Raw genomic sequence first — 20,509 nt, 5'->3', positions numbered from 1 at the left:
CGGTCCGCTCAGGTGTCAGCTGTGGCTACCCCCTTACGGAACGGCTCCGTACCCCCTAGGCTGCTGATTGCCCTCTTGTTACTCGCTGGTTAACTACAGCGGCTGACAGGATGGCCGGCCGGCCCCCCTTCCTTCCGCCGCCGCTCACCCTCGGCCACCCGCCCCCCGGAGGTCCTCGTTGAGTTCCGCGCAGTCCATGATCGAGCGACGCCCGGTGTCCGTGGCGCACCTGTTCCTCAGCAGGGTAGAGGCCACTCCGCAGGGTGAGGCCTACCGGTACCCCGCTCCGGTCGACGAACACGCGGCCGACAGCACCCCGGGCGCCGAGCAGTGGCGTTCGCTGACCTGGGCGCAGACCGCCGAGCGGGTCAAGGCGGTGGCGGCCGGCCTGATGTCGCTGGGCATCGGTGCCGAGGACCGCGTCGCGCTGGCCTCGGCGACCAGAGTCGAGTGGGTCATCGCCGACCTCGGCAACATGTGTGCCGGGGCCGCGACCACCACGGTCTACCCGAGCACCAACGCCGAGGAGACGGCCTTCATCCTGGCCAACTCCGGCAGCCGCGCGCTCTTCGTCGACACCGTCGGCCAGCTGGCCAAGGTGATCGAGCAGCGCGAGCAGCTGCCCGAGCTGGCCACCGTGATCCTCTTCGACGCCCCGGCCGAGCTGCCCGAGGCCCCCGGCCTCACCGTGCTCTCGCTGGCCGAGCTGGAGGCGGCCGGCGCCGCGTACCTGGCCGAGCACCCCGACGCGATCGAGAAGTCGGTGGCGGCGCTGGAGCGCGAGCAGCTGGCCACCCTGATCTACACCTCCGGCACCACCGGCCGCCCCAAGGGCGTGCGCCTGGTGCACGACTGCTGGGCGTACGAGGGGGTGGCCCAGCAGGAGAGCGGGCTGCTGCGCTCGGACGACGTGCAGTTCATGTGGCTGCCGCTCTCGCACGTCTTCGGCAAGACGCTGATCTCCGGCCAGATCGCCACCGGCCACGTGATGGCGGTGGACGGCCGGGTCGACCGGATCATCCACAACCTGCCGCTGATCCGCCCGACCCTGATGGCCTCGGCCCCGCGCATCTTCGAGAAGGTCTACAACGGCATCGCCGGCAAGGCCCGGGCCGAGGGCGGCGCCAAGTACAAGATCTTCATGTGGGCCGCCAAGGTCGCCCGTGAGCACGCCCGCACCGCCCAGCAGACCCGGGTGGCCACCGGCCGGGAGCAGGTGCCGTTCGCCCTCGGGCTCCAGCACACCCTGGCCGACAAGCTGGTCTACGCCAAGATCCGCGCCGCCTTCGGCGGCCGGCTGCGCGGCTCGGTCTCCGGCTCGGCCGCGCTGGCCCCCGAGATCGGGTACTTCTTCCTCGGCGCCGGCGTGCCGATCCTGGAGGGCTACGGCCTCACCGAGACCAGCGCCGGCTCCACCGTCAACCGGGCCGAGGACGTCCGGGTCGGCACCGTCGGCAAGCCGCTGCCCGGCACCGAGGTGCGGATCGCCGAGGACGGCGAGATCCTGCTCCGCGGCCCCGGCGTGATGCGCGGCTACCACGACCTCCCGGAGCAGACCGCCGAGGTGCTGGAGGCCGACGGCTGGTTCCACACCGGCGACATCGGCGAGCTGGTCCAGGACGGCTACCTGCGGATCACCGACCGCAAGAAGGACATGTTCAAGACCTCCGGCGGCAAGTACGTCGCCCCCAGCGAGGTCGAGGGCAAGTTCAAGGCGATCTGCCCGTTCGCCAGCAACATCCTGGTGATCGGCAACGGCCGCAACTTCTGCACCGCGCTGATCGGCCTGGACGAGCCGGTGATCATGGCCTGGGCCACCGAGCACGGCCTGGCCGGCAAGAGCTACGCCGAGGTGGTGGCCGACCCGCAGGTGGTCGCGCTGATCGATGGCTTCGTCAAGCGCCTCAACGGCGAGCTCCAGCGCTGGCAGACGATCAAGAAGTTCACCCTGCTCCCGCGCGACCTGGACGTGGAGCACGGCGAGCTGACCCCGAGCCTCAAGATCAAGCGCCCGGTGGTCGAGAAGAACTACGCCGAGGCGGTGGCCGGGATGTACGCGGGCACCAACGAGGCCTGAGCCCGTCCCGAGGTCCGGTCCGGCCGTCGGCTTGGAGGAGCACGGCGCGCCGTACCGGACAATGGGGGCATGCCCTCCGCACTCCCCGACGGCGAAGCCGTGCCGCACGACGGTTCCCTGCCCGCCCACGCCCTCACCGGGCTGGGCGAGCGGCCCTTCGGCTTCTACCTGCACGTGCCGTACTGCGCCAGCCGCTGCGGCTACTGCGACTTCAACACCTACACCGCCACCGAGCTGCGCTCCTCCGGCGCCGTCGCCTCCCAGGAGACCTACGCCGGCAATCTGGTGAGCGAGATCCGGCTGGCCCGCCGGGTGCTCGGCGAGGCCGAGCTGCCGGTGCAGACGGTCTTCTTCGGCGGCGGCACGCCGACCCTGCTGCCCGCCGCCGACCTGGTCCGGGCACTGGCCGCGATCCGCGACGAGTTCGGGCTGGCCCCCGGTGCCGAGGTCACCACCGAGGCCAACCCCGAGACGGTGAGCCCGGCCTACCTGGCCGAGCTGCGCGCGGGCGGCTTCAACCGGATCTCCTTCGGCATGCAGAGCGCCAAGGCGCACGTGCTCCAGCTGCTCGACCGCCACCACACCCCCGGCCGCCCCGAGGCCTGCGTGGCCGAGGCCCGCGCGGCCGGCTTCGAGCACGTCAACCTCGACCTGATCTACGGCACCCCCGGCGAGACCGACGAGGACTGGCGGGCCTCGCTGGACGCCGCGATCGGCGCCGGTCCCGACCACGTCTCCGCCTACTCGCTGATCGTCGAGGAGGGCACCAAGCTGGCCGCCCGGGTCAAGCGGGGCGAGCTGCCGATGATCGACGACGACGTGCACGCCGACCGGTACCTGATCGCCGAGGAGGCCCTGAGCGAGGCCGGCTTCCACTGGTACGAGGTCTCCAACTGGGCCACCACCGAGGCCGGCCGCTGCCGCCACAACGAGCTCTACTGGACCGGCGCCGACTGGTGGGGCGCAGGCCCCGGCGCCCACAGCCACGTCGGCGGCGTCCGCTGGTGGAACGCCAAGCACCCCGCCGCCTACGCCCAGGCCCTGGCCGAGGGCCGCACGCCGGCGCTCGGCCGCGAGGTGCTGCCCGAGGAGGACCGCCGGGTCGAGCGCATCCTGCTCGAACTGCGCCTGCGCGAGGGCATCCCGCTCGGCCTGCTGGCGCCCGAGGGCCTGGCCGCCGCTGGCCGCGCGGTCAAGGTCGGCCTGCTGGACGAGACGGCCTTCGCGGCCGGCCGGGCCGTGCTTACCCTCCAGGGGCGGCTGCTGGCGGACGGCGTCGTGCGTGACCTCGTGGACTGATAGTCGTTACGGTGTATGCAGCCGTCTGAGGGAGCGTGTGATGACTGCCGTCGATGACCGCGTGACAGCGATCTACGAGAACCTGGAAGTCCCCGAAGGGTTCAAGGCCGAGCTCATCAAGGGGGAAATCGTGATGCTGGCCGGGCCCGATCGGGTTCACAACTGGATCGTGGAGTCCATCCTCGATCAGATCCCCCGCGCGGGCTGGCACCGGGCCCAGACGCAGGACATCGCCATTCCCGGGCAGGCCAGCGAGCCGCAGCCGGATCTGGTGGTCTACGAGCGCGGTGCGGTCGAGGGCCCGGGGCGGCTGATCCCGGCAGCGGCTGTGACCATGGTCGTGGAGGTCGTCTCCAAGACCAGTGTCGACCGTGACCACCGGACCAAGCGGCTGATGTACGCCGAGGGTGCGATCCCGGTCTACCTGATCGTGGACCCGCTCCAGGGCGTCTGTGTGCTGCTCACCGAGCCGAGCGAGGAGACCGTGTCCGGGCTGCCCGACTACTGCTCCGAGCGGACCAGTCGGTTCGGTGCGGACATCCCGGTCGAGGTGCTGGGCATCACCCTCGACACCACGGAGTTCCAGACCTACTCGTCCTGAGCGGTCACGAAGTCGATCAGCTGCTCCACCCGGCCGAGCAGGGCGGGCTCCAGGTCCTTGTAGGTGTTCACGGAGGCGAGGATGCGCTTCCAGGCGGCGGGGGTGTCCACCGGCCAGCCGAGGCGGCGGCAGATGCCCTCCTTCCAGGACTCCTCGTAGGGCACGTCGGGCCAGCCGGGGATGCCGACGCTGGCGGGCTTCACGGCCTGCCAGATGTCGATGTAGGGGTGGCCCACCACCAGGACGGCGGAGCCGGTGACCTGGGCGGCGATGCGGTGCTCCTTGGTGCCGGGCAGCAGGTGGTCGACCAGCACGCCGAGGCGGCGGCCCGGGCCGGGGGAGAAGGCGGAGACGATCGCCGGCAGGTCGTCGATGCCCTCCAGGTACTCGACCACCACGCCCTCGATCCGCAGGTCGTCGCCCCAGACCCGCTCGACCAGCTCGGCGTCGTGCCGGCCCTCCACGTAGATCCGCGACTCCCGGGCCACCCGGGCCCGGGCTCCGGGCACGGCGACCGAGCCGGAGGCCGTCACCCGCTTCACCGGGGCGGCGGCCGTCACCGGCCGGACCAGGGTGACCACCTTGCCCTCGAGCAGGAAGCCGCGCGGGGTCATCGGGAAGACCCGGAGCTTGCCGAAGCGGTCCTCCAGCGTCACGGTGAAGCCCTCGGCCGTCTTCTCGCACCGCACCACCGCCCCGCAGAACCCGCTCGCGGCCTCCTCCACCACCAGGTCCCGCTCGGCGGCCACCTCGGGGGCAGGGGCCTGGTTCTTCCAGGGCGGGGTCAGGTCCGGTCCGTAGCTGCGCACCCGGCGATCATACGAGCCGACCGACGGCCCGTCAGAGACCCAACGCGCCGCGCAACTCCTCGAAGCTGGGGGCGAGCTCCCGCAGCCGGGCCGCCGCCACCGCGTCCTCGCCCTGCACCAGCGGGTACTGGAGGCCGCCGAGCAGCCGGGCCTGCCGCCCCAGCACGGCGGCCGCCTCCGCCAGCCCCAGCTCGGCCAGGCAGCCCGCCGCGTCGCTGCGCCGCCGGGCGCCGACCCGGACGGCGAAGGCGGTGAGCAGCGTGCGGATGCCGGCCGGCAGCCCCCGCTCGACCCGGTCGGCCAGCGCCGCCACGGCAGCCGCCCCACCCAGCGAGCCGGGCGGCATCGGGAGCTCGCTGCGGCCCGCAAGCCACCGCTCGGCGGCCGGCAGCGACCGCCGGAGCGCCTCGGCGACGGTGACCTCGCGCACCCGGGTGAAGCCGGTGCGCAGCACGTACGGCGCGTCGAGGTAGCCGACCGACTTCCCCTCCCAGGCGGCCAGGAAGGCCGGGGTGGGCATCGTCGCGTAGGGGTGGCCGTGCGGATCGTGCAGCTCCACCTCCCGCTCGTCGGCCGCGAGCACCACCACGTAGTGGTCCCCGCCCTCGGCGTTCGGCGTGCCCGGCTGGTAGAGCAGCAGACCCATGTCCACCGGCCCGACCAGCGCGGGCCCGCTCGCGCAGGCGGCCCGCAGCCGCTCCAGCGCCCCGGCCGGGCCGCCGCCCGCGCTGCGCTCGCAGACCCAGCCGAGCAGCTCGATCGCCGAGTCCAGCCCGATCTCCGGGTGCCAGCCGTACGGGTCGAACAGCGGCAGCTCGCCGGCGATCAGCTGGGCGCCGAACGGCGAGCCGGTCAGCGTCTCGATCACGGCGGTGGAGGGTGCCTCCGCCCCCAGCACCATGGCCAGCGAGTTGGTGAAGCAGTACGGACCGGAGCCGGTGTAGCCGAGCACGGGGAGACCCTTCGAGGCGGTCGGAGCCGCGCCGGTGGTCACCGGGCGGTGGGAGCAGCCAACCGCCTCACACCGTGTCAGGGTCAACCTGGGTCATGAGTCAGAGCCCCGGTGCGCCCCAGACCGGGAACCAGCGGGTGAGGTCCGGTTCGAGGCGGAGGTCGTTGGGGAGGAGGGCCTTGATCTGGAGCTCCAGGGGGCTGTTGCGCTTCTCGCCGCCGCCCGGCATCGGGGCGAAGGGATAGAAGCTGCCGCGCTTGTAGAGGTAGACCAGGCCGAGCGACTGGCCGGAGTCGTTGCGGAAGCCCACGATCGAGCAGAGCAGCTGGGGGCCAAAGCCGTTGGCCTCGAGCTCGCTGTTGACGGCGTGCAGGTCGTTGACCAGGTCGGGGAGCTCCTCGGGGGTGTGGCGGGCGAGCAGCCAGGAGTAGCCGTAGCCGTCCTGGCTGGCCTCGACCGGGACGCCGCCGGTGGCGGTGTCGGCGTCGAGCAGGGCCCTGACCTGGCGCTGGACCTCGACGAAGGCGCCGCCCTCGACGGCGGCGAAGCAGACCGAGCCGAGGCCGGTGGGCTTGAAGCCGGCCCCGGCCTCGAGCGTCAGGGCGGCCGAGGGGATGCCGAAGAGCTGGTCGAGATCGGGCTTGACCGGCTTGGTGCGGCCGAAGAGTGCGTCCAGGAAACCCATGAAGTGATCCTCACTGACCGAGTTCGGCGGAGATCTTGCCCAGCTGCGCCAGCCGCTTCTCCAGCGAGGGGTGGGTGGACATCAGCTGGGTGGCGGCCTCCCGGGCGCTCAGCGCGGGGGCGAAGTAGAAGGCGTTGTACGCCTGTGAGGCGCGCAGGTCCTTGCTCGGGATGGCGGCGATCTGGCCGGTCACCTTGGTCAGCGCCGAGGCGAGCGCGCTGGGCCGTCCGGTGAGCTGGGCGGCGGCGCGGTCGGCGGCCAGCTCGCGGTAGCGGGAGAGCAGCCGGGTGAGCAGGAAGCTAATCGCGTAGACCACCATGCTGACCAGCGGGATGATCAGCATCGCGATGGCCGCGTTCTGGTCGTTGTTGTTGCGGTTGTTGCCCCCGTAGAAGCCGCCGTAGAGCGCGATCCGGGTCATCATCCCGGCGAGCACGCCGAGGAAGCCGGCCACCGTCATCACCGCCACGTCCCGGTGCGCGACGTGCGAGAGCTCGTGGGCGAGCACGCCCTCCAGCTCCTCCGGCTCCAGTCGGCGGAGCAGGCCGGTGGTGACGCAGACCACCGCGTTCTGCGGGTTGCGGCCGGTGGCGAAGGCGTTCGGCATGTCGGTGTCGGCCACCGCGACCCGGGGCTTGGGCATGTCGGCGAGGGCGCAGAGCCGGTCAATGGTGCCGTGCAGCTGCGGGTACTGCTCGGGGGTGACCTCGTGGGCGCCCATCGCCCGTTCGGTGATCTTGTCACTGAACCAGAACTGGGCGACGAAGAGCCCGCCGGAGATCAGCACCACCAGCGGCCACGCCCCGCGCAGCAGGACGATCAGCACCCCGGTGAAGCCGACATAGAGCAGCCCGATCACGAACATGGTGAGGACCATCCGACCGGTGAGTCCGCGGTCGGGGGCGAAACGGGAGTGCTGAGGTGACGCCGACATCGCTGCTCCTTCGTGAGAACTGCCGATATCACTGTCCGTCTTCGATGCTGCCACCCCGCGACCGCGCGGGCACCGCCCCGCGCCGGACGGATCCCGGGGTGCGCCCGGGCCGGGCGAAAGCGGGAGGAATGCCGCGCGGAACGAGCGCGAATCGGACGAGGATCACGCGGGCGGGCCGTTCCTGCGGTGGTGGGCGGGCCTTACACTGGCTGGTACGGTGCTGGCACTCTGCCTTCCGGAGTGCCAGAGGAGACGCTGCAAGCAGTAGGAAGCGCTGTCAGCTCAACGGACGAAGACGGAGGTGCGTGCCATGTTCAGCGAGCGGCCGTTGGACGACCGCAAGCTCTCGGTGCTGCGCGCCATCGTGCAGGACTACGTCGGCACCGAGGAGCCCGTCGGCTCCAAGGCGCTGGTCGAGCGGCACAGCCTCGGCGTCTCCCCGGCCACCGTGCGCAACGACATGGCGGCGCTGGAGGAGGAGGGGTACATCCACCAGCCGCACACCAGCGCCGGGCGGATCCCCACCGACAAGGGGTACCGCCTGTTCGTCGACCGGCTGGCCGAGGTCAAGCCGATGAGCGCCCCGGAGCGCCGGGCCATCCGGCACTTCCTGGACGGCTCGGTCGACCTGGACGACACCGTGGCCCGCACCGTGCGGCTGCTCGCGCAGCTCACCCGGCAGGTCGCCGTGGTCCAGTACCCCTCGCTCTCCCGCTCCACCGTGCGGCACGTCGAGCTGGTGGCGCTGGCCCCGAGCAAGGTCATGCTGGTGCTGATCACCAACACCGGCCGGGTCGAGCAACGGATGGTCGACTGCCCGGGCCCGGTCGGCGAGACGGTGCTGGCCGACCTGCGGGCCCGGCTCAACAGCCGGGCCGGCGGCCAGCGGCTGCCCGACGTGCCGGCCCTGCTCGACGACCTGCCGGCCGCCTTCGAGCCGCCCGACCGGGCCACCGTCACCACCGTGCTGGCCACCCTCTTCGAGACGCTCGCCGAGCAGAACGAGGAGCGGATCATGCTGGCCGGCACGGCCAACCTGACCCGGTTCGGCCACGACTTCCCGCTCACCATCCAGCCCGTCCTGGAGGCCCTGGAGGAGCAGGTGGTGCTGCTGCGCCTGCTGGGTGAGACGCCCGACGCCGGGGTGACGGTCCGGATCGGCCGGGAGAACGACTACGAGGGCCTGAATTCCACCTCGGTCGTGTCCGTCGGTTACGGTTCGGGCGACGAGAGCGTGGCGAAGCTGGGCGTGATCGGCCCGACCCGGATGGACTACCCGGGCACAATGGGGGCGGTGCGTGCGGTGGCACGGTACGTCGGCCAGATCCTGGCCGAATCGTAGAGGACCAACCGGGCCGTGGGGCCCGGTGACCAGTCGCAGCACTTCAACAGGCGGAACAAGCGGAGCATTTGGTGGCCACGGACTACTACGCGGTACTCGGCGTCCGACGGGATGCGGGGCAGGACGAGATCAAGAAGGCGTTCCGGCGCCTCGCCCGTGAACTGCACCCGGACGTCAACCCGGACCCGAAGACGCAGGAGCGGTTCAAGGAGATCAACGCCGCTTACGAGGTGCTCTCCGACCCGGCCAAGCGCCAGGTCTACGACCTCGGCGGCGACCCGCTCTCCCCGAACGGCGGCGGTGGCGCCGGCGGCTTCGGCGCGGGCGCGGCGGGCTTCGGCTTCTCCGACATCATGGACGCCTTCTTCGGCGCGGCGGCCGGTCAGCGCGGACCGCGCTCGCGGACCCGCCGGGGCCAGGACGCGATGATCCGCCTGGAGATCAGCCTGGAGGAGGCCGCGTTCGGCACCACCAAGGAGCTCCAGGTCGACACCGCCGTCACCTGTACCACCTGCTCCGGTGAGGGCGCCGCTCCCGGCACCTCGGCGCAGACCTGTGACATGTGCCGCGGCAAGGGCGAGGTCTCCCAGGTGACCCGTTCCTTCCTCGGCAACGTGATGACCTCGCGCCCCTGCCCGCAGTGCCAGGGCTTCGGCACCGTCGTCCCGACCCCGTGCCCCGAGTGCGCCGGCGACGGGCGCGTCCGCGCCCGCCGCACCCTCACGGTCAAGATCCCCGCCGGTGTCGACAACGGCACCCGGATCCAGCTGGCCGGCGAGGGCGAGGTCGGCCCCGGCGGCGGCCCGGCCGGTGACCTCTACGTCGAGATCGCCGAGACCACCCACCCGACCTTCCAGCGGCGCGGCGACGACCTGCACTGCACGGTCACCATCCCGATGACCGCCGCGGCGCTCGGCACCCAGGTGCCGCTGCAGACCCTGGACGGCGTCGAGGAGGTGGACATCCGGCCCGGCACCCAGTCCGGCCAGTCCATCCCGCTACACGGCCGGGGCATCACCCACCTGCGCGGCGGCGGCCGGGGCGACCTGATAGTGCACGTCGAGGTGCAGACCCCCACCAAGCTCGACCCCGAGCAGGAGGAGCTGCTGCGCCGCCTCGCGCTGCTGCGCGGCGAGGAGCGCCCCTCGGGCACCTTCGCCCCCGGCCAGCAGGGCCTGTTCTCCCGGCTGAAGGACGCGTTCAACGGCCGGTAGGCCGCCGCTGTCCGTCCCGCTTCGAGCCCCCGCGCCGCACGTCCGGTGCGGGGGCCGTTTTTTCTGTACCGATGCCCTTGCACCGAGGAGTGCCATGACCGCGCCCGTGTTCGTCGTCGAGACCGAGCGGCTGGCGGGGGCCGCCCCCGGCGTGCTGCTCCGGCTCGACGGCCCCGAGGGGCGGCACGCCGCCGCCGTGAAGCGCCTGGAGCCCGGCGAGGCCGTCACCCTGGCGGACGGCCTCGGCCTCGGCGTGCACGGCTCGGTCGCGGCCGTGCACGGCAAGGACGCGCTGGACGTGCTGGTCGCCGAGGTCCGCGAGGAGCCGCCGGCCCCGGCCCGGATCGTGGTGGTCCAGGCCCTCCCCAAGGGCGACCGCGGCGAACTCGCCGTCGAGACCATGACCGAGGTCGGTGTCGACGTGGTGATCCCCTGGGCCGCCTCCCGCTGCATCACCCAGTGGAAGGGCGACCGCGGCGCCAAGGCCCTGGCCAAGTGGCGCGCCACCGCGAAGGAGGCCGGCAAGCAGGCCCGCCGACTCCGCTTCCCCGAGGTCCGCGACCTCATGACCACCCGTCAGCTCGCCCCCCTGCTCGCCGGGGCCGCCTTCGCGGCCGTCCTCCACGAGGAGGGCTCGCTCCCCCTGGCGACGGCCTCCCTCCCGCCCGCCGGCGACCTGGTCCTGATCGTCGGCCCCGAAGGCGGCATCTCCCCGGACGAACTGGCGGCCTTCGCCGAGGCCGGCGCCCACCCCCACCGCCTCGGCCCCTCCGTCCTGCGTACCTCCACGGCAGGCGTGGCGGCGGGTGCCCTGCTCTTGGCCCACTCCGGACGCTGGCAATAGGCACTCTGGGTCAGCACATCAGGGGCGCGGGGAACTGCGCGAAGTCGGAAGAAGCCTTCGAGTCATCTCGCCCGCGCAGCCAGTTGCACCGTCAACGGATAGTGCAACGAGGGCATGAGTGTAAGAGTGCGGACCTTGCATGGCTGGCCGCGCCGTTCCCCGCGCCCCTGGATGGTGCAACTCCTGGATACGGCAAACACTTGCTGCTTAGAGTGGCGCTCGTGAGTTCTTACCTGCGATACCCGCACGTGTCCGGCGACTTGGTCGCCTTCGTCGCCGAGGACGATGTCTGGCTGGCTCCGCTGGAGGGGGGGCGGGCCTGGCGGGTGACGGCGGATCAAGTGCCGGTGCGTGGGCCGAGGTTCTCGCCGGACGGGGCCAGCCTGGCCTGGACCTCGCTGCGGGACGGGCGTCCCGAGGTGCACGTGGCGCCGGTGGCCGGGGGCGAGGTGCGGCGGCTGACGTACTGGGGGAGCGCGACCACCGCGCTGCGCGGGTGGCTGCCCGACGGCCGCCCGGTCGCCGTCACGGCGGCCGGGCACAGCACGGCCCGCCGCACCTGGTCGTACGCCCTGCCGCTGGACGGCGGCGAGCCGGAGCGGCTGCCGTACGGGCCGATCGGCGGGCTGGCGCTGGAGCCGGGCGGGCCGCGGGCGCTGCTGCTGAGTGCGTCGAGCACGGACCCGGCCCGCTGGAAGCGGTACCGGGGCGGGCAGGTCGGCAAACTCTGGATCGGGGCGGGCGAGTTCGAGCGGGTGCACGCCGGGCTCGGCGGCAACATCGCCGCGCCGATGTGGATCGGCGAGCGGATCGCCTTCCTCTCCGACCACGAGGGCGTGGGGCAGCTGTACTCCAGCACGCCGGAGGGCGAGGACCTGCGCCGGCACGGCGACTCCACGGAGTTCTACGCCCGGGACGCGACCACCGACGGCCGTCGGGTGGTCTGGCACCGGGCGGGCGAGCTCTGGCTGCTGGACGACCTGGCGGGAGCCGCCCCGCGCCGGATCGAGGTGGACCTGGCCGGCCCGCGCACGGGCCGGCGCCCGCACCCGCTTGCCGGGCAGCTGGACGAATCGGCGCCGGACCACACCGGGCGGGCCTCGGTGGCCCAGGTGCGCGGCACGGTGCACTGGCTGACCCACCGGGAGGGCCCGGCCCGGGTGATCAGCGAGGAGCCCGGGGTGCGGGCCCGGCTGGTGGCCGTGGTGCCCGCCCCGCCGGAGGGCGGCGAGCAGGGCGCGCTCTGGGTGAGCGACGCCGAGGGCGAGGACGCGGTCGAGTACGCCCCGGCTGCGCTCGGCGCCGAGCGGCGGCGGCTGGCCGCCGGGCAGCTGGGCCGCGCGGTGGAGCTGGCCGTCTCGCCGGACGGCGCCCGGCTGGCGGTGGCCTCGCACGACGGCCGGGTGCTGGTGGTGGGCCTGGACGGCGGCGAGGTGCGGGAGTTGGCCCGCAGCACCGAGGGCGAGGTGCACGGCCTGGTCTGGTCACCGGACTCCGCCTGGCTGGCCTGGTCGCAGCCCGCGCTCGGGCCGTGGAGCCTGCGGCAGATCATGCTCGCCGAGGTGGCCGCCGGCACGGTGGCCGAGGCCACCCCGGCCCGGTTCGTCGACTACGCACCCGCCTTCACGGCCGACGGCCGGCACCTGGCCTTCCTCTCGGTGCGGCACTTCGACCCGGTCTACGACGCCCACGTCTTCGACCTCTCCTTCCCGACCGGCTGCCGCCCGTACCTGATCACGCTGGCCGCCGACACCCCCTCGCCGTTCGGCCCGCAGCGGGCCGGCCGCCCGGTGGGGGACGAGGAGGAGCCGAAGAAGGAGGTCAAGGAGGGCGAGGAGGAGGCCGCCGAGGCGCCGCCCGCCACCCGGGTCGACCTGGAGGGGATCGCCGACCGGATCATCCCGTTCCCGGTGGAGGGCGGCCGGTTCGGCCAGCTGCTCGCGGCCAAGGACGCGGTGCTCTGGACCAGGCTGCCGCTGGTCGGCGAGCTCGGCGACGGCGCGGCCTCGCTGGAGGACGAGCAGCCCCGGGCCAGCCTGGAGCGGTACGACCTGAAGAAGCTCAAGGTGGAGGAACTCGTCGCGGAGCTGGACGACTTCGCGGTCAGCGGGGACGGCCAGCGGCTGACCGTCTACGACCACGGCGCGCTGCGCTCGCTGCCCGCCGGGCACAAGGCGGGCGAGGAGGAGGAGATCGAGGTCGATCTCGCCCGGCTGCGGGTGGCCGTCGATCCGGCGGCCGAGTGGCGGCAGATGTTCGACGAGAACGGCCGCCTGATGCGGGACAACTACTGGCGGGCCGACCTGGGCGGCTTCGACTGGGCGGGCACGCTGGAGCGCTACCGGCCGCTGGTCGAGAAGCTGGGCTCGCACGACGACCTGACCGACCTGCTCTGGGAGGTGGTCGCCGAGCTGGGCACCTCGCACGCCTACGTGGTGCCGCCCGGCCGGGGCGCCGACGCACTGCGCCGGCAGGGCCTGCTCGGCGCCGACCTGGCCCGGGACGGCGAGCGCTGGCGGGTGGCCCGGGTGCTGCCCGGCGAGTCCTCCGACCCGCGGGCCCGCTCGCCGCTGGCCGCGCCCGGGGTGGCCGTGCGGGCCGGGGACGCGATCCTGGCCGTCAACGGCCGCCCGGTCGACCCGGTCACCGGGCCCGCGCCGCTGCTGGCCGGCACCGCCGGGCAGCCGGTCGAGCTGACCGTGGCCGGGCCGGACGGCGTGGAGCGGCACCCGGTGGTGGTGCCGCTCGCCAGTGAGGAGGCGCTGCGCTACCACGACTGGGTGGCCGGGCGGCGGGCCGAGGTCCGCGCGCTCTCGGACGGCCGGCTGGGCTACCTGCACGTGCCGGACATGGTCGGCTCGGGCTGGGCGCAGCTCCACCGCGACCTGCGGGTGGAGATGGCCAAGGAGGGCGTGGTCGTGGACCTGCGGGAGAACCAGGGCGGCCACACCTCGCAGCTGATCGTCGAGAAGCTGGCCCGCCGGATCGTCGGCTGGGACCGGGGCCGCGACCTGGCCCACCCCGACTCCTACCCGCACGACGCCCCGCGCGGCCCGGTGGTGGCGCTGGCCGACGAGTACTCCGGCTCGGACGGCGACATCGTCAACGCGGCGATCCAGGCCCTGGGCATCGGCCCGGTGGTCGGCACCCGCACCTGGGGCGGGGTGATCGGCATCGACAGCAAGTACACCCTGGTCGACGGCACCCTGGTCACCCAGCCCAAGTACGCGTACTGGCTGGAGGGTTACGGCTGGGGCGTGGAGAACCACGGGGTCGACCCGGACGTGGAGGTGGCGATCGCCCCGCAGGACTGGGTGGCCGGCCGCGACACCCAGCTGGCCGAGGGCGTCCGGCTGGCCCTGGCGGCGCTGGCCGAGCGTCCGGCGCTCACCCCGCCGCCGCTGCCCTGACCCCGTTGCCAAGCCGCCGGGGCACGGGCAAGGTGGTGCCCCGGCCGGAGACTCGGGGGAGAAGAGCATGACGATCCATCACCTGGACTGCGCGACGATGTGCCCGCGCGGCGGCCGGGCCCTGCTGGGCGGCGACCACCTGGTGGGGCACTGCCTGCTGGTCGAGGGCCCGGAGGGGCTGGTGCTGGTGGACACCGGCTTCGGCACGGCCGACGTGGCCGACCCGAAGCGGCTCGGGCCGGGGCTGACCGTGATGTCCCGGCCCCGGCTGAGCCTGGCCCGCACCGCGCTGCACCAGGTGCGGGCGCTCGGCCACGACCCCCGGGACGTGCGGGACATCGTGCTGACCCACCTCGACCCGGACCACGCGGGCGGGCTCTCCGACTTCCCCTGGGCGCGGGTGCACGTCTTCGGCGAGGAGCTGGCGGCGGCCGTGGTGCCGCGCAACCGGAACGAGCGGCAGCGCTACCGCACGGCCCAGTGGGCGCACGGCCCGAAGTGGGTGGCGCACGAGCCGGACGGCGAGCACTGGTACGGCTTCGCGGCCACCCGGGTGCTGGACGCGCCCGAGGTGCTGCTGGTGCCGCTGCCCGGCCACACCCGGGGCCACAGCGCGGTGGCCGTGCGCAGCGGCGACTCCTGGCTGCTGCACTGCGGCGACGCCTACTTCCACCACGGCGAGGCCGACCCGGCGGTGGGCCGGGCCCCGCTCGGGCTGGCGCTCTTCCAGCGGGCGCTGGCGGTGGACGACGCGGCCCGCCGGCACAACCAGGAGCGGCTGCGGGCACTGCGCCGGGAGCACGAGCGGGAGGTCACGCTGTTCTGCGCCCACGACCCGGCCGAGCTGGCCCGGCTGGCCCGATAGGCTTTCACTGGCGGGCCCCTGAGCCTGTGTCCTGAACCTGTGTGAGGAGAGCGAGATGGCCGGCGAGGCACAGTCCGACTGCCTGTTCTGCAAGATCGTGGCGGGCGAGATCCCGGCGACGGTCCTGAGGAGGACGGAGCGCACCCTCGCCTTCCGCGACATCGCGCCCAAGGCCCCCACCCACGTGCTGGTCATCCCGCACCTGCACTACCCGAACGCCGCCGAGCTGGCCGCCGCCGAGCCGGCCGTCGCCGGCGAGCTGCTCGCCGAGGCGGGCCGGGTGGCCGAGGAGGCGGGCCTGAAGGACTACCGGCTGATCTTCAACACCGGTGCGGGCGCGGGCCAGACCGTCTTCCACGCGCACGTGCACCTGCTGGGCGGCAAGCCGATGACCGAGAACATGGTCTGATTCGGTGTCCGTGCGCGAACTCGTCGTCCTCGGCACCGCCAGCCAGGTGCCCACCCGGCACCGCAACCACAACGGCTACCTGCTCCGCTGGGACGGCGAGGGCCTGCTGTTCGACCCGGGCGAGGGCACCCAGCGGCAGATGCTGCACGCCGGGGTCTCCGCTACCGGGATCACCCGGATCGGCGTGACGCACTTCCACGGCGACCACTGCCTGGGCCTGCCCGGCGTGGTGCAGCGGATCAACCTGGACCGGGTGCCGCACCCGGTCGACGTGTACTACCCGGCCACCGGTGAGGCGTTCTACGAGCGCCTCACCCAGGCGAGCGCCTTCCACCGCACCGCCGAGCTGCGCCCCCGCCCGATCGAGCAGCCCGGCCGGCTGGCCGCCCCGGGCGCGCCCTTCGAGCTGCACGCGGCCCGGCTCTCCCACCCGGTCGACTCCTTCGGCTACCGCCTGGTCGAGCCGGACGGCACCCGCCTGGTGCCCGAGCGGCTCGCCGCGCACGGCCTGCGCGGCCCCGCGGTGGGCCGGCTCCAGCGCGAGGGCGCGGTCGAGGTGGACGGGCGGCGGGTCACCCTGGCCGAGGTCAGCGAGCACCGGCCGGGGCAGCGGTTCGGCTTCGTGATGGACACCCGGCTCTGCGACGGGGTGTACGAGCTGGCTGAGGGCGCCGACCTGCTGGTGATCGAGGCGACCTTCCTCAGCGCGGACGCCGCCCTGGCCGAGGAGCACGGCCACCTCACCGCCGCCCAGGCGGCCAAGGTGGCCACCGAATCCGGGGTCTCCACCCTGGTGCTCACCCACTTCTCGCAGCGCTACCCGGACCTGGAGGGCCACCTGGCCGAGGCCCGGGCCCACTTCGACGGCCGGCTGGTGGTCGCCGAGGACCTGATGCGGGTTTCGGTGCCGCCACGCCGGGCAGACCGGTGAGCCCGGCCCCACGCCATCCCGGTGGATAGGGCCGGCGGCGGGTAAAACCAGTCGCGCACACCCGTGCGGGTGACGCAGCATCGACAGGCCGCCGGCCCCCGCGGCGGCCCCACGCGCCGCCGCGGCGATCATCCGTGCGGCGTACCCTGGTGACCCCGGGCAGACCGGGCGGCACCCCGACGACGGATGGGATGAGGCAGGCCGCAGCGCCGACCCATGACTGAGACAACGCAGACCCCCGCCAACGGACAGCCGCGCCCCGACCGTGCGGCCAACGCCCGGATCGTGATCCCCGAGAAGCACCCGATGGTCACCCTGCTCGGAGCCACCGACTCCCTCCTGCGGGTGATCGAGCAGGGCTTCCCCGAGGCCGACATCCACGTCCGCGGCAACGAGGTGACGGCCACCGGCAGCCCCGCCGAGGTCGCCCTGGTCAAGCAGCTGTTCAACGAGATGATGCTGGTGCTGCGCACCGGCCAACCCCTGACGGAGGACGCCGTGGAGCGCTCCATCAGCATGCTCAGGAGCGCCGCCGAGGACCCGGCCCACCCGGCCCCGTCCGAGGTGTTCACCGCGAACATCCTCTCCAACCGCGGCCGCACCATCCGGCCCAAGACGCTCAACCAGCAGAAGTACGTCGACGCGATCGACAAGCACACCATCGTCTTCGGGCTCGGCCCGGCGGGCACCGGCAAGACCTACCTGGCCATGGCCAAGGCCGTCCAGGCCCTGCAGGCCAAGGAGGTCAACCGGATCATCCTGACCCGCCCGGCGGTCGAGGCGGGGGAGCGGCTGGGCTTCCTGCCCGGCACCCTCTACGAGAAGATCGACCCGTACCTGCGCCCGCTCTACGACGCGCTGCACGACATGATGGACCCGGACTCGATCCCCCGGCTGATGGCCGCGGGCACCATCGAGGTCGCCCCGCTGGCGTACATGCGCGGCCGCACCCTCAACGACGCCTTCATCATCCTGGACGAGGCCCAGAACACCTCGCCCGAGCAGATGAAGATGTTCCTCACCCGCCTCGGGTTCAACTCCCGGGTGGTCGTCACCGGCGACACCAGCCAGATCGACCTCCCCGGTGGCACCCGCAGCGGTCTCAAGGTCGTCCAGGAGATCCTGGTGGACGTCCCCGACATCCACTTCTCCGTGCTCACCAGCACCGACGTGGTGCGCCACAAGCTGGTGGGCCGCATCGTGGATGCGTACGAGCGCTGGGACGCCCAGCAGGAGGCGAGCGCCGCCGAGCCGCGCAAGCCCGTCCAGCGCAAGGGCGCCCGCACCCCCCGACAGTCCCATCGCACCGAAAGCTGAGTACCGAACCCTCCATGTCGATCGACATCGCCAATGAGTCCGGCTGGGACGCCGACGAGGACGCCATCCTCGACGTCGCCCGCTTCGCCCTCGACAAGATGCGCATCCACCCGCAGTCCGAGCTGTCCGTGATCCTGGTCGACGGCGCGGCGATGGAGGAGCTGCACATCCAGTGGATGGACCTCCCGGGGCCCACGGACGTGATGTCCTTCCCGATGGACGAGCTGCGCCCCGGCAAGGAGGGCGAGGAGCTCCCGCAGGGCCTGCTGGGCGACATCGTGCTCTGCCCCGAGGTGGCCAAGGCCCAGGGCCTGGCGGCCCCCTCCAAGCACACCATGGACGAGGAGCTGCAGCTGCTCACCGTGCACGGGGTGCTGCACGTGCTCGGCTACGACCACGAGGAGCCGGAGGAGGAGCGGCAGATGTTCGCCCTCCAGAAGCGGATCCTGGACGACTGGCGGGCCGGTCGCGGGCTGTCCGGGATCTCCCCGGCGCCGACCGTCCACTGAGGCCCGCGCTGTGAGTGGTGAGAGTACGAGCTTCCTGGTCGGGGCTCTGCTGCTGGTCGTGCTCGGCTGGCTGGCGGCCTGCGCCGAGGCCGGGATCTCGCGGATCTCGCGGTTCCGCGCCGAGGAGGCCGTCCGGGCCGGCCGGCGCGGGGCCGACCGGCTGCTGACCCTGGCCTCTGACCCGATCCGCTACCTCAACCTGGCCACCCTGATCCGGGTGGCCAGCGAGATGGCGGCGGCGGTGCTGGTCACCGTGGTCTGCGTGCGCAGCCTGCACGAGACCTGGCAGGCCGTGCTGCTGGCCTTCGGGGTGATGGTGCTGGTCTCCTTCGTCGCGGTGGGCGTCTCCCCGCGCACGATCGGCCGCCAGCACCCGCTGACCACGGCCACGGCGGCCTCCTTCGTGCTGCTGCCGCTGGCCCGGGTGCTCGGCCCGATCCCGCGGCTGCTGATCCTGCTGGGCAACGCGCTGACCCCGGGCAAGGGCTACCGCGAGGGGCCGTTCGCCTCCGAGGCCGAGCTGCGGGCGCTGGTCGACCTGGCCGAGAAGGACGACCTGATCGAGGACGAGGAGCGCCGGATGGTGCACTCGGTCTTCGAGCTGGGCGACACCATCGTCCGCGAGGTCATGGTGCCGCGCACCGACCTGGTGATGATCGAGCGGCACAAGACCGTCCGCCAGGCGCTCACCCTGGCGCTGCGTTCCGGCTTCTCCCGGATACCGGTGGTCGGCGACAACGAGGACGACGTGGTGGGCATCGTCTACCTCAAGGACCTGGTCCGCCGCACCCACATCAACCGGGACGCCGAATCCGAGCCGGTCTCCGCCGTGATGCGCCCGGCGGTCTTCGTCCCCGACAGCAAGCCGGCCGGCGACCTGCTGCGCGAGATGCAGCAGATGCGCTCGCACGTGGCGATCGTGATCGACGAGTACGGCGGCACCGCCGGTCTGGTCACCATCGAGGACGTGTTGGAGGAGATCGTCGGCGAGATCACCGACGAGTACGACCGCGAGGTGGCCCCGGTCGAGGACCTGGGCGACGGCAGCTACCGGGTGACCGCCCGGCTGCTGGTGGAGGACCTCGGCGAGCTCTTCGGCCTGGCCCTGGTGGACGAGGACGTGGAGACGGTGGGCGGCCTGCTGGCCAAGCACCTGGGCCGGGTGCCCATCCCCGGCTCCTCCTGCGACGTGCCGGTGCCCGAGGAGTCCGAGGGCGAGCTGGCCGCACTGCGGCTGACCGCCGAGAGCTCGGCCGGGCGGCGCAACCGCATCGGCACCGTGCTGGTCTCCCCGGTCCGCCCGGGCGGCGAGCCGGAGCAGGCCCCCGAACCGGAGTGAGGCGCCTTCCGGGCCCGGCTGCCGGACCGGTCCTTCCGGGCCCGGTCGCGGGGCCCGGAAGGACCAGCCCGGAAGGACCAGTTCGGATTGCCGAGCCGGGCCGGGCTGCCCACGATGGGGCCATGACGCACCAACTACGAGCAGAGCTCGGCCCCGACGGGCAGGTCCTGAAGTGGCACGTCGTGCGTGACGCCGAACCGACCGCGATGTGCGGCCGCGAGATCGCGGCCGACGCCGAGGCGCGGGACGAGGCCGAGTGGGGCACCGGGCTGCGCGGCTGCCAGCAGTGCGGCTCGCTCTACATGCACGAGGCCCCGCACTACCCGGGCGACCCGCACCGCTGACGAGTGGTTGCCCACCCCGCTCCGACGTACGTTGGAAGACGGTGCGGACGACCCCGTCCGTGTTGGTGGGAGGCCTACATGAAACTCCAAGACGAACTCCCCATGGACCACAAGCTCGCGTCCGTCTACCGGGTGGGCGCGGGCCTCGGTGGTGTCTTCCTGCTGGTCTTCGGGATCCTCGGGATGACCTCGCACCCCGGCTTCCTGAGCACCCACGGCGACAAGATCGCCGGCATGACCACCAACGGCGCGCTCAGCGTGATCTCGGTGGTGGTGGGCCTGGTGCTGATCGCCGGGGCGGTGATCGGTGGCAACTTCGCCTCGAACCTCAACATGGCCGTCGGCGGGCTCTTCCTGCTGGCGGGCTTCTACGGCCTGATCGTGCTCGGCACGCCGGGCGGCAACTTCCTGAACTTCCGGATGTCGAACGTGCTCTTCAGCTTCGTCTTCGGCTTCGTGGTGCTGACCTTCGGGATGTACGGCCGGGTGGGCAGCCGGCTGCCCCACGACAACCCCTACTGGAAGCAGCGGCACGCGGAGGAGACCCCGCTGCCCTCCGGTCCGCCCGCCTTCGTGAAGATCTTCAAGCCCGGGCCGCCGAACCCGATCGGGCACTGAGCCCTATGCT

Annotated in this window: 19 protein-coding genes; 15 read left to right on the top strand and 4 right to left on the bottom strand. The window is 72.8% G+C overall.

Annotated features, from left to right (window positions below; genetic code table 11):
* The first annotated feature begins 178 nt into the window (after positions 1–178).
* The 3 genes from CFP65_RS11775 to CFP65_RS11765 all read left to right on the top strand — a co-directional run bounded on the left by CFP65_RS11775 (position 179) and on the right by CFP65_RS11765 (position 3,977).
* On the top strand, positions 179–2,077 hold the full coding sequence (locus CFP65_RS11775) for a long-chain fatty acid--CoA ligase (protein ID WP_104816060.1): 1,899 nt from the start codon (positions 179–181) through the stop codon (positions 2,075–2,077).
* Between the two features lie 69 nt (positions 2,078–2,146).
* Positions 2,147–3,376, top strand: a complete 1,230-nt coding sequence (gene hemW, locus CFP65_RS11770) for a radical SAM family heme chaperone HemW (protein WP_104816059.1) — start codon at positions 2,147–2,149, stop codon at positions 3,374–3,376.
* A 40-nt stretch (positions 3,377–3,416) separates the two neighbouring features.
* Positions 3,417–3,977: a Uma2 family endonuclease gene (locus tag CFP65_RS11765; protein WP_104816058.1), complete on the top strand. Its 561-nt coding sequence runs from the start codon at positions 3,417–3,419 to the stop codon at positions 3,975–3,977.
* On the opposite strand, the gene CFP65_RS11760 is transcribed toward CFP65_RS11765, so the two are convergent.
* The 4 genes from CFP65_RS11760 to htpX all read right to left on the bottom strand — a co-directional run bounded on the left by CFP65_RS11760 (position 3,965) and on the right by htpX (position 7,357).
* Positions 3,965–4,786, bottom strand: a complete 822-nt coding sequence (locus CFP65_RS11760; protein WP_104816057.1) for a DUF3097 domain-containing protein — start codon at positions 4,784–4,786, stop codon at positions 3,965–3,967. The genes CFP65_RS11765 and CFP65_RS11760 overlap by 13 nt on opposite strands.
* 31 nt (positions 4,787–4,817) lie before the next feature.
* Positions 4,818–5,738: a hypothetical protein gene (locus CFP65_RS11755; RefSeq protein WP_104820804.1), complete on the bottom strand. Its 921-nt coding sequence runs from the start codon at positions 5,736–5,738 to the stop codon at positions 4,818–4,820.
* 100 nt (positions 5,739–5,838) lie between these two features.
* A complete protein-coding gene (locus tag CFP65_RS11750) occupies positions 5,839–6,423 on the bottom strand; it encodes a hypothetical protein (protein ID WP_104816056.1) in 585 nt (194 codons plus the stop codon).
* A 10-nt stretch (positions 6,424–6,433) separates the two neighbouring features.
* Positions 6,434–7,357 carry a zinc metalloprotease HtpX gene (gene htpX, locus CFP65_RS11745; RefSeq protein ID WP_104816055.1) on the bottom strand — a complete coding sequence of 308 codons (924 nt, stop codon included), beginning with the start codon at positions 7,355–7,357 and terminating at the stop codon, positions 6,434–6,436.
* A 310-nt stretch (positions 7,358–7,667) separates the two neighbouring features.
* Between htpX and hrcA the strand changes: the two genes are divergently transcribed.
* From hrcA to CFP65_RS11685, 12 genes are all read left to right on the top strand, one after another.
* Positions 7,668–8,699 carry a heat-inducible transcriptional repressor HrcA gene (hrcA, locus tag CFP65_RS11740; RefSeq protein WP_104816054.1) on the top strand — a complete coding sequence of 344 codons (1,032 nt, stop codon included), beginning with the start codon at positions 7,668–7,670 and terminating at the stop codon, positions 8,697–8,699.
* A gap of 71 nt (positions 8,700–8,770) precedes the next feature.
* The gene (gene dnaJ / locus CFP65_RS11735; RefSeq protein WP_104816053.1) at positions 8,771–9,913 is read left to right on the top strand and encodes a molecular chaperone DnaJ; all 1,143 of its coding nucleotides are present in this window, start codon (positions 8,771–8,773) and stop codon (positions 9,911–9,913) included.
* A gap of 94 nt (positions 9,914–10,007) precedes the next feature.
* Positions 10,008–10,757: a 16S rRNA (uracil(1498)-N(3))-methyltransferase gene (locus CFP65_RS11730; protein WP_104816052.1), complete on the top strand. Its 750-nt coding sequence runs from the start codon at positions 10,008–10,010 to the stop codon at positions 10,755–10,757.
* Between the two features lie 212 nt (positions 10,758–10,969).
* Positions 10,970–14,167: a S41 family peptidase gene (locus tag CFP65_RS11725; protein WP_104816051.1), complete on the top strand. Its 3,198-nt coding sequence runs from the start codon at positions 10,970–10,972 to the stop codon at positions 14,165–14,167.
* 67 nt (positions 14,168–14,234) lie between these two features.
* On the top strand, positions 14,235–15,032 hold the full coding sequence (locus CFP65_RS11720; RefSeq protein WP_104816050.1) for an MBL fold metallo-hydrolase: 798 nt from the start codon (positions 14,235–14,237) through the stop codon (positions 15,030–15,032).
* Positions 15,033–15,087: 55 nt separating this feature from the next.
* Positions 15,088–15,441: a histidine triad nucleotide-binding protein gene (locus CFP65_RS11715; RefSeq protein WP_104816049.1), complete on the top strand. Its 354-nt coding sequence runs from the start codon at positions 15,088–15,090 to the stop codon at positions 15,439–15,441.
* A 4-nt stretch (positions 15,442–15,445) separates the two neighbouring features.
* Positions 15,446–16,372, top strand: a complete 927-nt coding sequence (locus CFP65_RS11710) for a ribonuclease Z (RefSeq protein WP_104816048.1) — start codon at positions 15,446–15,448, stop codon at positions 16,370–16,372.
* A gap of 216 nt (positions 16,373–16,588) precedes the next feature.
* On the top strand, positions 16,589–17,689 hold the full coding sequence (locus CFP65_RS11705; protein ID WP_104816047.1) for a PhoH family protein: 1,101 nt from the start codon (positions 16,589–16,591) through the stop codon (positions 17,687–17,689).
* 14 nt (positions 17,690–17,703) lie between these two features.
* Positions 17,704–18,198 (top strand): rRNA maturation RNase YbeY, encoded by a 495-nt coding sequence (gene ybeY / locus CFP65_RS11700; RefSeq protein WP_104816046.1) that lies wholly within the window; start codon positions 17,704–17,706, stop codon positions 18,196–18,198.
* A gap of 10 nt (positions 18,199–18,208) precedes the next feature.
* Positions 18,209–19,537, top strand: coding sequence for a hemolysin family protein (locus tag CFP65_RS11695; protein ID WP_104816045.1), 1,329 nt, complete (start codon positions 18,209–18,211; stop codon positions 19,535–19,537).
* A gap of 122 nt (positions 19,538–19,659) precedes the next feature.
* The gene (locus CFP65_RS11690; RefSeq protein ID WP_104816044.1) at positions 19,660–19,881 is read left to right on the top strand and encodes a hypothetical protein; all 222 of its coding nucleotides are present in this window, start codon (positions 19,660–19,662) and stop codon (positions 19,879–19,881) included.
* Positions 19,882–19,959: 78 nt separating this feature from the next.
* Positions 19,960–20,499: a DUF4383 domain-containing protein gene (locus CFP65_RS11685; protein ID WP_104816043.1), complete on the top strand. Its 540-nt coding sequence runs from the start codon at positions 19,960–19,962 to the stop codon at positions 20,497–20,499.
* Positions 20,500–20,509 lie beyond the last annotated feature (10 nt).

The organism is Kitasatospora sp. MMS16-BH015 (assembly GCF_002943525.1).
Classification (GTDB): Bacteria; Actinomycetota; Actinomycetes; order Streptomycetales; family Streptomycetaceae; genus Kitasatospora.
Note: the sequence above shows the minus strand (reverse complement) of the source record. Positions and strands in the feature narration are given on the sequence as shown.